This is a genomic window from Pseudalkalibacillus sp. A8 (genome assembly GCF_045920555.1).
Taxonomy (GTDB): Bacteria; Bacillota; Bacilli; order Bacillales; family Fictibacillaceae; genus Pseudalkalibacillus.
Window position 1 is genome coordinate 4,423,922 of record NZ_CP174509.1, and the last position, 14,459, is coordinate 4,438,380.

17 protein-coding genes and 1 pseudogene are annotated in these 14,459 nt (G+C 41.5%); 5 read left to right on the forward strand and 13 right to left on the reverse strand.

Annotated elements, in window-relative coordinates; translation table 11 throughout:
* Positions 1–123: 123 nt before the first annotated feature.
* Positions 124–1,323, reverse strand: coding sequence for an NAD(P)/FAD-dependent oxidoreductase (locus tag ACJROX_RS22720; RefSeq protein WP_408007480.1), 1,200 nt, complete (start codon positions 1,321–1,323; stop codon positions 124–126).
* A gap of 275 nt (positions 1,324–1,598) precedes the next feature.
* Here ACJROX_RS22720 and ACJROX_RS22725 point away from each other — a divergent pair, with 275 nt between their 5' ends.
* Complete coding sequence (locus ACJROX_RS22725; RefSeq protein ID WP_408007481.1) at positions 1,599–2,591, forward strand: NAD(P)/FAD-dependent oxidoreductase; 993 nt, start codon at positions 1,599–1,601, stop codon at positions 2,589–2,591.
* Between the two features lie 108 nt (positions 2,592–2,699).
* Here the strand turns inward: ACJROX_RS22725 and ACJROX_RS22730 are convergent, their stop codons facing one another.
* From ACJROX_RS22730 to ACJROX_RS22760, 7 genes are all read right to left on the reverse strand, one after another.
* Positions 2,700–2,831 (reverse strand): hypothetical protein, encoded by a 132-nt coding sequence (locus ACJROX_RS22730; protein WP_408007482.1) that lies wholly within the window; start codon positions 2,829–2,831, stop codon positions 2,700–2,702.
* Positions 2,832–2,990: 159 nt separating this feature from the next.
* Positions 2,991–3,344: an iron-sulfur cluster insertion protein ErpA gene (gene erpA / locus ACJROX_RS22735; RefSeq protein ID WP_408007483.1), complete on the reverse strand. Its 354-nt coding sequence runs from the start codon at positions 3,342–3,344 to the stop codon at positions 2,991–2,993.
* 57 nt (positions 3,345–3,401) lie between these two features.
* Positions 3,402–3,599, reverse strand: a complete 198-nt coding sequence (locus ACJROX_RS22740; protein ID WP_408007484.1) for a Spo0E family sporulation regulatory protein-aspartic acid phosphatase — start codon at positions 3,597–3,599, stop codon at positions 3,402–3,404.
* A 63-nt stretch (positions 3,600–3,662) separates the two neighbouring features.
* Positions 3,663–4,547 (reverse strand): diaminopimelate epimerase, encoded by an 885-nt coding sequence (gene dapF, locus ACJROX_RS22745; RefSeq protein ID WP_408007485.1) that lies wholly within the window; start codon positions 4,545–4,547, stop codon positions 3,663–3,665.
* Between the two features lie 13 nt (positions 4,548–4,560).
* A complete protein-coding gene (locus ACJROX_RS22750; RefSeq protein ID WP_408007486.1) occupies positions 4,561–4,791 on the reverse strand; it encodes a hypothetical protein in 231 nt (76 codons plus the stop codon).
* 365 nt (positions 4,792–5,156) lie between these two features.
* On the reverse strand, positions 5,157–6,374 hold the full coding sequence (locus tag ACJROX_RS22755) for a NupC/NupG family nucleoside CNT transporter (RefSeq protein ID WP_408007488.1): 1,218 nt from the start codon (positions 6,372–6,374) through the stop codon (positions 5,157–5,159).
* A 668-nt stretch (positions 6,375–7,042) separates the two neighbouring features.
* Positions 7,043–7,279, reverse strand: coding sequence for a YuzB family protein (locus ACJROX_RS22760; protein WP_408007489.1), 237 nt, complete (start codon positions 7,277–7,279; stop codon positions 7,043–7,045).
* A 215-nt stretch (positions 7,280–7,494) separates the two neighbouring features.
* On the opposite strand from ACJROX_RS22760, the pseudogene ACJROX_RS22765 reads away from it, so the two are divergent.
* The 3 genes and pseudogenes from ACJROX_RS22765 to ACJROX_RS22775 form a co-directional block, all read left to right on the forward strand.
* Positions 7,495–7,668: pseudogene (locus ACJROX_RS22765) on the forward strand (TetR/AcrR family transcriptional regulator); the annotation flags it as partial.
* Positions 7,669–8,079: 411 nt separating this feature from the next.
* On the forward strand, positions 8,080–9,144 hold the full coding sequence (locus tag ACJROX_RS22770) for an NAD(P)/FAD-dependent oxidoreductase (protein ID WP_408011741.1): 1,065 nt from the start codon (positions 8,080–8,082) through the stop codon (positions 9,142–9,144).
* A 285-nt stretch (positions 9,145–9,429) separates the two neighbouring features.
* Complete coding sequence (locus tag ACJROX_RS22775; protein ID WP_221566648.1) at positions 9,430–9,651, forward strand: NifU family protein; 222 nt, start codon at positions 9,430–9,432, stop codon at positions 9,649–9,651.
* A gap of 80 nt (positions 9,652–9,731) precedes the next feature.
* On the opposite strand, the gene ACJROX_RS22780 is transcribed toward ACJROX_RS22775, so the two are convergent.
* Together ACJROX_RS22780 and yutH are read right to left on the reverse strand one after the other, a co-directional pair.
* A complete protein-coding gene (locus ACJROX_RS22780) occupies positions 9,732–10,706 on the reverse strand; it encodes a 2-hydroxyacid dehydrogenase (RefSeq protein WP_408007490.1) in 975 nt (324 codons plus the stop codon).
* 131 nt (positions 10,707–10,837) lie between these two features.
* Positions 10,838–11,857: a spore coat putative kinase YutH gene (gene yutH / locus ACJROX_RS22785; RefSeq protein ID WP_408007491.1), complete on the reverse strand. Its 1,020-nt coding sequence runs from the start codon at positions 11,855–11,857 to the stop codon at positions 10,838–10,840.
* Between the two features lie 283 nt (positions 11,858–12,140).
* On the opposite strand from yutH, the gene ACJROX_RS22790 reads away from it, so the two are divergent.
* Positions 12,141–12,647, forward strand: a complete 507-nt coding sequence (locus tag ACJROX_RS22790; RefSeq protein WP_408007492.1) for a phosphatidylglycerophosphatase A — start codon at positions 12,141–12,143, stop codon at positions 12,645–12,647.
* Positions 12,648–12,682: 35 nt separating this feature from the next.
* Here the strand turns inward: ACJROX_RS22790 and ACJROX_RS22795 are convergent, their stop codons facing one another.
* The 3 genes from ACJROX_RS22795 to ACJROX_RS22805 all read right to left on the reverse strand — a co-directional run bounded on the left by ACJROX_RS22795 (position 12,683) and on the right by ACJROX_RS22805 (position 14,454).
* The gene (locus ACJROX_RS22795) at positions 12,683–13,450 is read right to left on the reverse strand and encodes a TIGR01457 family HAD-type hydrolase (RefSeq protein ID WP_408007493.1); all 768 of its coding nucleotides are present in this window, start codon (positions 13,448–13,450) and stop codon (positions 12,683–12,685) included.
* A 176-nt stretch (positions 13,451–13,626) separates the two neighbouring features.
* Positions 13,627–14,076 (reverse strand): type VII toxin-antitoxin system HepT family RNase toxin, encoded by a 450-nt coding sequence (gene hepT / locus ACJROX_RS22800; protein ID WP_408007494.1) that lies wholly within the window; start codon positions 14,074–14,076, stop codon positions 13,627–13,629.
* 24 nt (positions 14,077–14,100) lie between these two features.
* A complete protein-coding gene (locus tag ACJROX_RS22805) occupies positions 14,101–14,454 on the reverse strand; it encodes an EAL domain-containing protein (RefSeq protein ID WP_408007495.1) in 354 nt (117 codons plus the stop codon).
* Between the last annotated feature and the right edge of the window lie 5 nt (positions 14,455–14,459).

A 14,459-nucleotide genomic window follows, 5' to 3' on the forward strand; every position in this document is an offset into this window, starting at 1 on the left:
CAAACGATATTTTAACCGCAGCCATTAAAAGGCAAATGGAAAATGAAGTTGTCATGATTGATAGACAAAACTAAAAAAGGGTGAAGCCGATTCAACCAGCTTCACCCTTTATTGTATCAAATATTAGAATAACTTAAGTTTACCTTTTTTCACAACAAGTGGGATTCCGCCTAATAAGAACAAGTAGCGGTTGTCGATGATCTTTTTCATCGCAGCAGCTGTTGCACCATAAAGCTTCTTATTCCCAACTTTACCGATTGCTTCCCCTTTACCTAATGAAGCAACTGTACCTTTGATTTCCGGTACGAAAGTCTCTGTCTTGGTACCATTAATCAGTGCTTTCAAGTTACGAGCAACCGTGAACGCTTGTTGGATAGCAATCTGTGCAGTTGGCGGGTACGGGCGATTGATCTCTTCATTGATGATCAATGCACAGTCACCGACGATGAAGACATGATCTTTACCAGGCGCACGAAGGTCACCTTCAACCTTGATCCGGCCGCGCATCGTTTCAAAACCAGAGTTCTCAACGATGGAGTTTCCACGGATTCCAGTCGTCCAAACAATCGTATCAGCTTTGATTTCCTCTTCTTCTAATACAACACCGTCTGCTGTCACTTCTTTAATTGGTGTGCCGAGCATAAACTCTACACCTTTGCTTTCAAGAAGGTTGACTGCGTACTCTACAAGCTCTTCATCAAAGCCCGGAAGTACTGTCGGTGCCGCTTCAGCACAGATCAAACGTACTCTTTCACGCGGAACATCAAATTCAGCGCAAAGCTCAGGAATACGATCTGCCATTTCCCCAATGAATTCGATTCCAGTGAATCCAGCACCTGCTACTACGATTGTAAGCATGCTGTCAGACGGATTCGGCTCATTATTGTAGCTTGCGAATAGATATTCGATGTGTTCTCGGATTTTCCGAACAGTGTTTACGCTTCGGATATTGAATGCATAGTCCTTAACACCAGGGATTCCGAATGTTTCAGACTCGAAGCCAAGTCCTATGACGAGATAATCGTAAGCAAGTTCCCCGTTTTCCAATTTAACGGTCTTTGTGTTGTCATCGATAGAAACAACAGTATCTTGGACGAAATTGATACGATTCGTGTCGATGACGTCTTTGATCGGCATACGTGTACGATCGTGGTGCAATGTTCCTGCAGCAGGCTCATGCAACCAAGTTGTTTGGTAGTGGTAATTATGTTTGTTGACTAGCGTGATTTCCGCTTCGTTCATCCCAAGTTCTTTTGTGAGACGAGTTGCTGTCATTATTCCGCCATATCCGGCGCCAAGAATGACGATTTTTGGTCTGCTCATTTCTCTCCACCTCTTCTAGTGTGTTATTCTGGACAATCATACTATTTTATAGATGTTCCCCGAAAGTTTGTTACACATTTCACGTACTATTGCGTAATATGTCATAATTTAGACGCATTTGTCCCATGGTCAATCTTAGACCTTTTTTGAATTTTTTTCAACCCATAGCCCGGAACTTTTTTACGAACAAATCTATTACTTAGTTTTCCCCTTTTCTAAATTGATTATTAAAGGTTATAATGGGTACAAACAGATAACTGGGGGTGTAGAATGATATGACCGAGCAACACGATGTCTTTGACGTGACGATCATAGGTGGAGGGCCGACAGGGTTATTCACCGCATTTTACGGAGGCATGAGACAGCTAAAGGTAAAAATCATCGAAAGTATGCCTCAGTTGGGAGGCCAATTATCGGCGCTTTATCCTGAAAAATACATATATGATGTGGCAGGATTTCCGAAGGTTCTCGCACAAGATCTCGTCAATAACTTGAAAGAGCAAGCATTTCAGTTCAATCCAACAGTTGCCTTGGAGCAATCTGTCCAAAAGGTAGAAAGAATGGACGATAATAACTTCAAGCTTACAACTGACAAAGAGGTCCATTATACAAAAGCTGTCATCATCACAGCAGGAGTCGGTGCTTTCCAACCAAGACGCTTGGAGCATGACAATGCGAAAAGCTATGAAGGGAAAAACTTACACTACTTCGTAAATGATCTGAATGCATTCGCTGGTCAGAAGGTTGTTGTTTGCGGTGGTGGAGATTCCGCTGTAGACTGGGCTAACATGCTCGAACCAATCGCTCAAGAGGTAACATTGACTCACCGTCGTGATAAGTTCAGAGCGCATGAGCATAGTGTCGAACAACTAATGAATTCCAAAATCAATATCAAGACGCCTTATCAAATCAAAGAAATCATTGGCGATGATAATGGTGTCAACAAAGTGGTTTTAAAAGAAAGTAAAGGTGAAAATGAAGAAGTGATCGAATGTGATTCACTTATCGTAAACTATGGTTTCATCTCTTCACTTGGACCCATCAAAGAATGGGGCCTTGAAATCCAAAAGAATTCCATCGTCGTAAACTCCCGTATGGAAACGAATGTACCTGGCATCTATGCAGCTGGTGATATTTGTACTTATGATGGAAAAGTCAAATTGATCGCGACGGGCTTCGGTGAAGCACCAACCGCCATTAACAACGCGAAAGCTTACATTGATCCGAACGCTAAAGTACAACCAATGCACAGCACAAGCTTATTTTAAAAAAAGACTTCGGCAACCAGGCCGAAGTCTTTTTCATCTGTTTGGGTGCCAGGCACATTTTGAAAGCCTTGCTACGCTTGACTTCTTTGAATGTACCTGGCACCGATGTTACATCAAGTAGTACATCAAATAAATTAATAATCCCAGAACCGGGATACCTAATATGACTGCATATACCATATAGTTGGCGTTCATGATTTTCCGATCGCGTGTCGACTTGTCATCTGTCCTTTCTGCCACTGTTCCAGTCATCTCCTTTTTCTGTTAGTATGACCGAAACCGCCTGATTTTTATTACGGATTCAGAAACCGAGTGATCTTCAATCACTACACTCGAAAATCTTCCCTTTAAACAAAAAAAAGCTGACACCATAATGGTACCAGCTCGTTATCCTCATAATCAGCATTCTTCCGGAGTTCCTTCATTCGTTGCGGTTTTGAATGATGAACCACATCCGCATGAAGCGATCGCATTCGGGTTGTCGATCGTGAAACCGCCACCCATCATGTTTTGTTTATAATCGATGGTCGTACCTTCCAAAGCCTTCTTACTATCAGAATCGACCACTACACCTATGCCATGTTGTTCGAATGTCGTATCCGTGTCTTGAACTTCACTATCAAATCCCATGCCATATGAAAGGCCACTACAACCTCCGCCTTGAATTCCAACACGCAGAAATAGGTTATCTCCTTCTTCAGCAGCCATCATCTGCTTGATTTGATTTACAGCAGCTTCTGTAATTGTAATCATCAGGGATCACTCCTTTCATATCTCTATACATTAGTATACAGCGGTATCCATCGAACCTCAACCATCCAGGCTCGTAATGCCATCTTCCTTTAATCGGTTCAAATCATTATGACGTCGATCTATTTCTTGACTATAATACAATACTTTCGGGTGATTCAAACCTAATACTCGAGCGGTGCGGATCATTTCACTACGTAGGCACTCAATTTGCTCATTATATTTTTTGAACAATATCGATTTCGATGTCTGAATCATACGCCACCACTCCTATACTCTACACTGGAACAAACAGGTGTACTTTACGGTTATTGTACTGTCCTATTGTTTTTTGAAGTCCGTACTTTCATAATAGTATGTTCCTTCACAAATGGTGACGGCCGGCCCAGTCATCAATACATCACCACTTTCAGTCCACGTTATGCGTAAATCCCCACCCGATAAATGGACAATCACTTCTTCATCCCGTTTCGCCTTATCGTTCAAGACAGCAGCAACAACAGCTGCGCAGGCTCCTGTTCCACAGGCCTGAGTTACACCAGAGCCTCTTTCCCATACGCGAAAGTGCATTTCCTTTTCATCAATCATTTCGACAAACTCTACATTAACACCTTCTGGAAAATTTTCCGACTTTTCCAAAACAGGCCCGACAGTAAGGACAGGAGCTGTTTCAATGTCTTCAATAAAAAAGATGGCATGTGGATTTCCCATCGATACGCCTGTAAGCTCGAGGTGATAGTCCATAACATCCATTTTTTCTCGCAAAACATGATCATCAGGATTTCCCGTACCGACCATAGGAAGGTCCGAGCGTTTAAACCGTGGTTTTCCCATGTTGATCGTAATCTGATGAACCTTTTCCCCTTCTGGAAGAACCTGAGCTTGTACAATACCTCCGAGAGTTTCAATCGTAAAATGTTCTTCCTCGACGAGGTTGTGTTCATAGACATATTTAGCGACACAGCGTAATCCGTTTCCGCAATTCTTCGCTTCAGAGCCATCGTTATTAAAAATGCGCATAAGTACATCTGCACGATCAGAGGGAGCTATCAAAATGAGTCCATCAGAGCCGATCCCTGTATTCTGATTTGAAACAGAAACTGCGATTGAAGATAGCTGGTCTTCCCGAAGTGATTCTTCAAACATATTTACATAGATGTAATTATTCCCCAGTCCGTGCATTTTAGTGAAATTAAATTGAGCCATTATGCTTCCTCCATCATCGCAATTGTTCTGTCGTCCAGAAGTAATCTTCATCTGCCTTAAGAATCGTCATTTTCGAGTGGCAACAAGGCATTATCAAATATGTTCGAAAGCCTTCTTTTGCATTTTGAAGGTCTTCTTCTTTTAAATTTGTCAATATATTTTCCTTGCCGCAATAAGGACACTGCTGGATATATATATCTTTCATCATCCGTTCATACGGCCATGTGTACCTGAAAGAAGACATGCTTTTCCCCCTGCTCTTTCTCTTTGTTTTATTAGTATAATCAGCTTTTCGTGGATTGACAATGGATACTTCCTACCGTTACAACAACATTACATCTTACTACAAAAATGTCTAAAGCAGTCAGCGACTGATGTTTGAAAATCCGCTTAGTACGATAGGTACATTTTACCAAAATGCAGGTCCAAATCCATACATTGTAAGGAATAAGGATAAAAATTCGTGTTTAAGGTAAAAATCTGACTTATTAGTCTAAAAAATCCACTTATGTCTAAAACCGTACGATTAAGTGAAATACGGCATGGACACAATGGAAAATAGCCCCCCGCCTGTGACGAGGAGCTACTTAGCTTAAAGAGTTCTTATAATCAGATCAACATACCAGCGATTGCTGCACTCAACATGTTCGCAAGTGAACCAGCAATAATGGCTTTTATACCGAGTCTTGCAATGTCTGGACGACGGTTTGGCGCAATACCACCAAGGCCACCAAGTAGAATTGCAAGAGATGATAAGTTTGCAAATCCACAAAGCGCAAAACTGACAACTGCTACCGTCTTGGCACTTAGTTCAGGAATCTCAGGAGCGAATGCAGAGTATGCAACGAATTCATTCAGTACAAGCTTTTGTCCAATGAAGTTTCCTGCACGAACTGCCTCTTCCCAAGGGACACCGACGATGAATGCAAAAGGTGCGAAAACATATCCAAGAACCAATTCAAGGGATAGTTGTCCATATCCGAACAATTCACCGATCCAACCTAGGAGACCGTTCAACATAGCAATCAATGCGATGAATGCAAGCAACATCGCCCCTACATTCAAGGCAAGCTTCAATCCATCAGAAGCCCCTCGTGCTGCAGCATCGATCACGTTGACTGCTTCAATATCTTTTTCCATTTTGATTTCATCTGTTGTTTCAGATACTTCTGTTTCAGGCAAAATAATTTTCGCCATGACTAATCCGGCTGGTGCCGCCATGAAACTTGCAGCTAACAAGTATTCGAGTGGTACACCCAGCAAGCTGTAACCAATCAATACAGATCCAGCAACCGAAGCAAGTCCACCGACCATGACAGCAAAAAGCTCAGATTGTGTCATTCGTGGTAAGTAAGGGCGAATAACCAATGGTGCTTCAGTTTGACCTACGAAAATGTTTGCAGTTGCTGAAAGGGATTCTGCTTTACTTGTACCTAGTAGGGCAGAAATAGCTCCACCAATCAAACGGATGATCCATTGCATGACTCCGAGATAATAGAGTACGGCGATTAAAGATGAGAAGAAGATAATGATCGTCAATACTTGGAACGCAAAAATGAATCCAAGACCACTATCTTCAGCAACAAGTCCTCCGAACAGGAACTCAATACCTTCGTTTGCATTGTTCACGATGTTTTGAACAACCATGGAAACCTTTTGTAATGCGGCTTTACCAGCATTCCATTTCATAACAATCAGCGCAAACCCAATCTGGATTGCTAGACCGCCTAACACTGTTCTTAGTCGAATTTTCCTTTTGTTATTCGACACAAGAAACGCAATGAGTAAGATCGTTATAATACCGACGATCCCCCATAAATATTGCATAATGTTCACTCCCCTAATATATTGTAATGAAACCGAAAACGCTTTCTTTTCGCGTCAAGGTATGTTGTCTGACATCTAACGTTTCACAAATAATAATGTAACAGAATTCGACAAAATTACAAGAGGTAATTTTGTTTTCACTATTGTTCCTCATACACCAACGTTTTCCTATTACCCTAAATAACAAAGCATTTAACTATCTTTTTTGTTGCAAAATTTTTTCAAGTATGGATAGGTTTACGGTTATATTCCCCTTCTTGTCCATATATATCCATCTTAATTCAATAAACTCAGCCGCTTAAAGTCTTGATTTCTTAGGTTTTGCAGGAAAATTCTCTAAAGTGAAATTTATGACACTCCTGCGGGAAAAGCGAGCCAGAAGTGATGTCTAGCTCAGCGACCAGTCACTTGGATCACTTCAAACTTCCTGCGGCGGTCGACACATTGATTTACATCTTATGTGTGAGCCCACACATTACCGAACTTTGTTTGGTTCGAGCCTCCTCGTCAGTTTTCCAGTGACCTACGTGACTAAGCGGGGCGCTTCCGCTTTTCTTTATCCCTCGAAAGGGAGTGAATTTCGTATATGAACTTTCACAGAACTTGGATAAAAAAGAACAGACCTCTTCCATTTGAAAGAGATCTGTTCCGAAATCTATTTACACCCTTTAAAACATCGGGTTTTCTTCTAAATATTGATAAATATTGTCGACAAGTTCCTCTGGTGTTTCACCAGGAACGTATTCACCGTTCACTAATGCGTACGGTGATCGAAAGCATTGTCCACAGTTTCCGAGACAACCATATTCAATAACATCGAGGTTCGGATCACGTTCAAGTACTTCTCTTGCACTTTGAGATCCGTTAGCCAGATTACTTACACAAAATTCGATGATTGGCCTCATTTTCAACCACCTTTCTTTCCATCCTTATCCTACATCCTTACACTGATTTCCGTCAACATACGGGGCTTATCAACATATTTTTTACAGATGATTGTTGTAGATTTGTCACAATTTCGTTATACTACAGATGACCACGGTCATTTACTTGGAAAACGGGGTGTTAATTCCCTATTTCATACAGGTATGATCTATTTCTTTTTTAACACGTAAAGGAGATGCGGCTTAAAGTGAACCGCAACAAAAAAAGGAATTTTACAGAAGATAACATTGTGAAAGCTGCATTGGAACTTTTCTATGAAAAAGGATATGCCCATACAAGCGTCAAGGAAATTACCGAAAGAGCTAATATTGCAAAAGGTACGTTTTTCAATTATTTCCCTACAAAAGAGGATTTAATGCAGCATTTTGCTGAAGAGCGCCTCGATACATTGAGTATTTTCCTGGAAAAAGGGTATATTCTTTCACAACCCTTCCAAAAGCAAATGGAAGTGTTAGTCCGTCATCTATTAACGTATTATGATCTTGATTCGGATTTCACGAAAGATCTCTGGGCAACTGTTATAAAAGAAAAAAGCCCTCTAATCAAGCATTGGAGGACGATTTTAAATAGAGGAAGCATTAGAGGTGAATTAAGTTCACACATCGACTTGACTTCTTGTGCTCATGTTTGTAACAGCCATTTCCATTATGTTTTGTCGACATCTCACACCGACGATACGAAAGAATCTCTGATTCAACGTGTCATGACATTATTGGAAGTCAGCATACAAGGATTTTATGAAAAAAGGGGAAATGACAGAATGAAAAAGCTTGTCATCTTAGGTGCTGGATACGGTGGTATGAAGATCATCCACGGATTGCTTGATTCCGAGCTTCCAGAAGACATACAAATCACATTAGTAGATCGTCTACCGTACCATTGTTTGAAAACAGAGTACTACGCTCTTGCAGCGGGTACAGTTTCAGATCATCACATCCGGGTCAGCTTTCCAGAAGACCCTCGTGTCATAGTCAAGTATGGAGAGGTCACCAACATTGACCTGAACAATAAGGAAATTGAGTTCGAAGATGATGAATCGCTTGAATATGATGATCTCATCATCGGTTTAGGATGTGAAGACAAATATCACGGAGTGCCTGGTGCCCCTGAGCATACGTTAAGCATCCAGACAATTGATAAATCACGGGAAACCTATCAAAAACTGAACAACCTTTCGCCTAAAGCTGTTGTTGGTGTAGTGGGTGCAGGATTAAGCGGTGTTGAACTTGCCAGTGAACTTCGTGAAAGCCGCCCGGATTTGTCGATCAAGCTATTTGACCGCGGTGAAACGATCCTATCTACTTTTCCTAAGCGCCTGAGCAATTATGTCCAGAAATGGTTCATCGATCATGGTGTAGAGGTCGTCAACAGATCCAACATAACACGTGTTGAACCGAACATCTTATATAACAATGACCAAGAAATTCCTTGTGATGCAATTGTTTGGACAGCTGGAATCCAACCGAACCGTCTTGTTCGAGAACTTGATGTAGAAAAAGATGATTCCGGGCGCGTTGTCTTGTCACCGCATCACCATCTTCCCGATGATCAACATGTATTCGTTGTAGGCGATTGCGCAAGCTTACCTCACGCGCCAAGCGCCCAGCTCGCTGAAGGCCAAGGAGATCAAATCGTGGAAGTCCTGCTGAAGCTTTGGAAAGATGAACCGCTTGAGGATCTTCCTAAAATCAAGCTTAAAGGTGTCCTAGGTTCACTTGGTAAAAAGCACGGTTTCGGTATGATGAAAGGTACGGCTCTAACTGGCCGGGTCCCAAGGCTTCTGAAATCAGGCATCCTCTGGATGTACAAATACCACACAAATTAAACCTTATATCGGGGTTGTCCCAAAAACAATCGTGTTAGACACTGTTATGGGGCAGTCCTTTAACTTTACCAAATTTTTCATACATATTATCTAGGTTATTATTATTTAGGTAAAGGTAATTGAGAAAAAGGCAGTACCTTGAGGAAACTTTCAAAATCCTTCAAACGGCTTATTTCAACCGCTTTTTGGATGTGATAAGATAAAAAATGAGGATAAACAGCTTTTAACAATAGCATTTTTTCATGAAAATGATTATAATAAGGATTAAGAAAGGGGTAGATATTTATGCGTGAACAAGTCGAAGAGGTACTTGATAAATTACGACCTTTCCTGCTTCGTGATGGTGGAGACGTTGAACTGGTAGATATCGAAGACGGAATCGTCAAAGTTCGATTGATGGGAGCATGCGGAAGCTGCCCAAGTTCAACCATTACATTAAAAGCGGGTATCGAGCGTGCATTACTTGAAGAGGTACCTGGTGTAACGGAATTAGAACAAGTATTTTAAAATCAACCTGGCAAAGTATGCTTAGAGCAGGCTTTATAAACGGAAGAGCGGACCCGAATGGAGATCCGCTCTTTTTTCTTTCACTTATTCCAATTCACCGCTGCTTCAGGCTTTTCACCACGCAGTACCGCCCTGATATTCCGGGAGGTCAAACTACACATTGCTTTCCTTGTTTCAACACTCGCACTCCCTATGTGCGGCAGGCAGACGACATTCGGAAATTTCATCAATGGATGATCTTCTGGAATCGGTTCTTTTTCAAAAACGTCTAAACCAGCCCCGGCTATCTCACCATTTTCTATTGCTGCAACCAAATCTTCTTCTACGACTGCTCCCCCTCTACCTACATTCAGGAAAATCGCATTCTTATTCATCTTGCTGAAAACATCTCGGTTGAACATGCCTTCTGTTTCTGGTGTCAACGGGGTCAAGTTAAGAACATAATCCGCAGTATCTAAAAGTTCATCGAAGGAAACATAAGCAGCACCAAACTCTTTTTCCGCTTTTTCATTCCGTGAACGATTGTGATACAAAATATTCATCTCAAAACCAGTTGCCCTTTTCGCTACTGTTTCCCCGATCCGTCCCATACCGACGATTCCGAGGGTTTTATGGTGAACATCTTGCCCTGCTAATAATAAAGGACTCCAGTTATCCCATTTTCCATCTTTTATATATTGTTGGGCTTCTGGAATCCGGCGCGCTGCCGCCATCAGAAGAGCGAAAGCCAAATCTGCTGTCGTATCGGTCAATACATCTGGAGTGTTACAAACGATAACGCCATGTTCTGTCGCCGCTTCTACGTCCACATTGTCATAACCCACAGCAAGGTTCCCGACAACTTTCAAATTCTTTGCTCTCTCTAATAATTCCCGGTCTATTTTATCGGAAAGGATTGAGTAAATAGCTGTTGCAGTTTCGGCTTCTTTCAACAAAACCTCTCTCGGCACAGGGGTATCTTCGTAATCCCACATTTTTACGTCTGCTACCTCTCTTATCGGTGCAATCGTATCTTCAGGAACTTTCCTTGTGATGAATACATAAGGGTTGTCCATTTTTGTTTCACACTCCTCGTTCGTAGTTTTTGTTATATATGTATAGGAAGGAGTGCATAAGTGTCTGGCTTCTTACAAGCATACCACTTGTCAAAAGACGCCTGACGCCCAGCAGAAACCCCCTCCTGGCACTATGACTTTGTCAACCATCCTACAGGCTCAATCTGAACGACATCCTTTGGAAGCGCACTGATTTTGAAGAAGTTTTTCATAAAGGACTCATGGTTTTCCTCTAATGATAACACGTACTTCAAATGATCCACTAAGCCGTCTCTCTGATGAGCTCTTGTCGCATTGTAATACGTCTCCACCACATCAAAATACGTAGCAGGATACAATAACCGCCCATATAAAAGACGCCATCCTCCTCTTGTCAAAGGCTTTTCTTCGGTATAATCATTGAGGAATTCCGAGATCACATCTCCTTTGGCTTGCTGTGTGACCAGATAGCGAACATATTCTGCAACATCCCGGACTGGGTGGTCGATAACCAAATTAAGAGGTAATTTCATAAATAGGTTATCATCTTGTTTGATCGGAATCCATGATCCTGAATGGAATCGTTCATGCGTAATCGTATAACTGCCTTCCTCTTTCCCATTACGATCCCACTCATAATCGACAATATATTGGATCGCATTCTCCGTCAAACCCTCATAATAAGGGAACGATTCATAGAAAAGAAGCTCGAACTCACTTGAGGGTCCGCTTTGACTGATGGCATCGTAACTCTCTTTGAGTTGATCAAGTCGTGATGTCCATAGTTCAACCCACTTGTTGTAACGAATCAGATCTTCATTCATCACCGGAAACTGTTCCCCAGCTTTATGGAATTTACCCAACTGTTTGCCGATCGACCCTCGCTCCGATCGTTCAAACCTCGGAAGTTCAAAGAGAATCATATCCTGTCCTTCAACTCTGGAAACCACTCTTCCTCTTTGGTTCGTCACCCAGGCAGGCAGATCTTTTTCTCCTTTTTCATATAAATATGACATTAGGGTCTGCATATCCTGCAGCATTAAATAATTCCCATCCATCATTGGCACCAACACATAATAACGATCATGTGCACGAAATCCCTCATATCCCCCAATACGAGTTCGATGATCGACATATAAGTTATAGTGGTGATATATTTCGCGCTCTAACAAATGCTTTCACTCCCCTCCCATGTATAAGTAGTTTATGAAACAGATGGGTGGAGTGTTTATCATTTGCACGCAATTTTTGATTTTGTTCATAACATAACCTAAACACCATATACTAAGAAAACTTAAACCAGAGCCTGAACTTCGGAGGAATCAGACATAGGGGAATACCAGCGAGCGTACCGTCCCTTCCTAAGTGACTAGCTCGTTAGCTGAAAATCTTTAGAAATCAACAATAGGCTTTAATGGAACCAATGATTAAATTGAAAAGATTGGGGATCAGACTATGACAGAAAACCATTCAGATAAACAAGATCAACTCGAGATCAAAGCTCGCCAATGGCTTAGGGATCGTGGAGTAACGGAAAATGATATAGCGGAACTCGTGTATCTTTTACAATGCCAGTACCATACAGATCTCGATATTGAGACTTGTAAATATAATGTTGATCGGGTACTCGCCAAGCGTGAAGTGCAAAATGCAATCTTAACGGGAATCCAAATCGATATATTAGCTGAAAACAACAAGATTGAAGAGCCTTTACTTCATATTTTGAAAAAGGATGAAGGGCTATATGGCGTGGATGAAGTAATCGCCCTTTCCATTGTCAACATTTATGGATCGATCGGATTTACGAATTACGGATATATTGATAAACAAAAGCCAGGAATCTTAAAGGTTTTGAATGACAAAACCTCAGGAAAATGCCATACGTTTTTAGACGATATCGTAGGTGCCATAGCGGCCGCTGCGTCAAGCAGACTGGCACATAGAGCCGCTAACACAGAGTAGAGTTGATTTCCTATTCGGCTCTGCTTTCCTCCTCTTTAGAGTTGGATATCCCATAAATCTAATGAATCAATTGAATAGGTCGGTCTTTCTTCGAGTGGAATGTCTTCAAGTGTGGTGGTGACTCCAGTAAAGACAAGGAGTGTGTCGATTCCAGCCCTTATACCTGCCAAAATATCCGTTAGATAGTTGTCACCTATCATGAGAACTTTCTCCTTAGGCAAGCCCATTTTTGTCATTGCCAAATCCATGATGATCGGCTCAGGCTTGCCGACAAAAGTCGGATCCGTACCTGTGGAAACTGCTACGACAGAAGTCAATGCCCCATTACCTGGTACCAATCCCCGGTCAGTAGGAAATGCCACATCTTTATTTGTAGAAAGGAAACGTGCACCCTTCCGTACTTCCAAACAAGCTTTCTCCAATTTTTGATAGGTAAGGCTCCGGTCGATACCCATGACGACATAATCGGCATCCTCTTCTACAATTTCAAATCCATTACTTTCAATTGCTTCTCGAAGACCTACTTCGCCTATCATGAAAACACGCTTCCCTAGCTTTTCTTGCTTCATATATTCGGCAATCGCCATTGATGATGTAAACACATGCTCCGGTGATACGGGAACATCGAAGTTCTGAAGCCTTTCAGTCACTTGTTGACGTGTATTTGCTGAATTGTTTGTGATGAATAGGTAGGATAAACCCTCTTTTTGTAGCTTCTTTACAAACTCAACTGCTTCTTCTATTCGTTCCTTTCCTTTATACATCGTACCGTCCAGATCAATCAAATAACCTTCATATTTCATTTCTCTCCACTTCCTCAAATACGTTGAATTTATTTTATCTTATTTATTGTAGGATACCACGGAACATTGGGAAAAATGTTGTATAAAGGTTTGAGAATAGGTTTTTAGGATAGATTTGTATTAAAGTTCTTTCTACAATAAAAAAGCCACCCATTACAGGCGGCTGTACGTGTGTATTACAAGTGATCATCGGGCAAAAACGCTGACACTGGACCCAATTCCTCTGTCAAATACCTTCGTACTTGGCTCGGAAAGTTCTTCAAAGGCTCCAAATTGGCTCTTAAAACGTGTTCAACTTCCTTATGATCAACTTCTGTGTAATTTTGTACAAGCATTTTGCGCAATGAAATGACTTGTTTCAAGCTTTCGGCATCTTCACTAGAGACTACCTTTTCATCTTCCAAAATGTCTATGATGTCTTCATAACTTCCGGGGTCACGCATGATGAAGCCATCGATCATCTTGTTTCCAACATCTATGATCGTTTCAATCACCATATGACCGATCCGCTCAAGGAACAACTGATCATTCATCTTTTCCCCAAACTCTTCAGATTCAAAGGCATCAAGCCGATGGTTCATGAAACGCAACAGTTCCTCAATTTTTTTCCGGTCGACAAAATACATATTATCACCTGATTTCTAAAAGCTTTATCCTGCTGTTGGAGTGGGGATTAACCTTGGGCGTGCGTAAAAGAAGCCTTGTACCATATGAACCCCATTACGTTTCATGACCGATGCTTCTTCCGCTGTCTTAATACCCTCTACTACAATCTGCGCGTTCGCCTCCCGCGCAATATGGATCAACCCTTGCAGCATTGACTCCTTCAGCTTGTTCCCATTGATATTTTCGATTAAGGAACGATCCACTTTAATAATATCAGGGCGCAAGAAAGAAATCGAGTTTAAACTCGCATAGCCTGCTCCTGTATCATCTAAAGCAATCTTTATCTTCCGCTTTCGGAGGTCTTTGATCGTCTTTGACAGATGACTATAACGCTGCACCGATT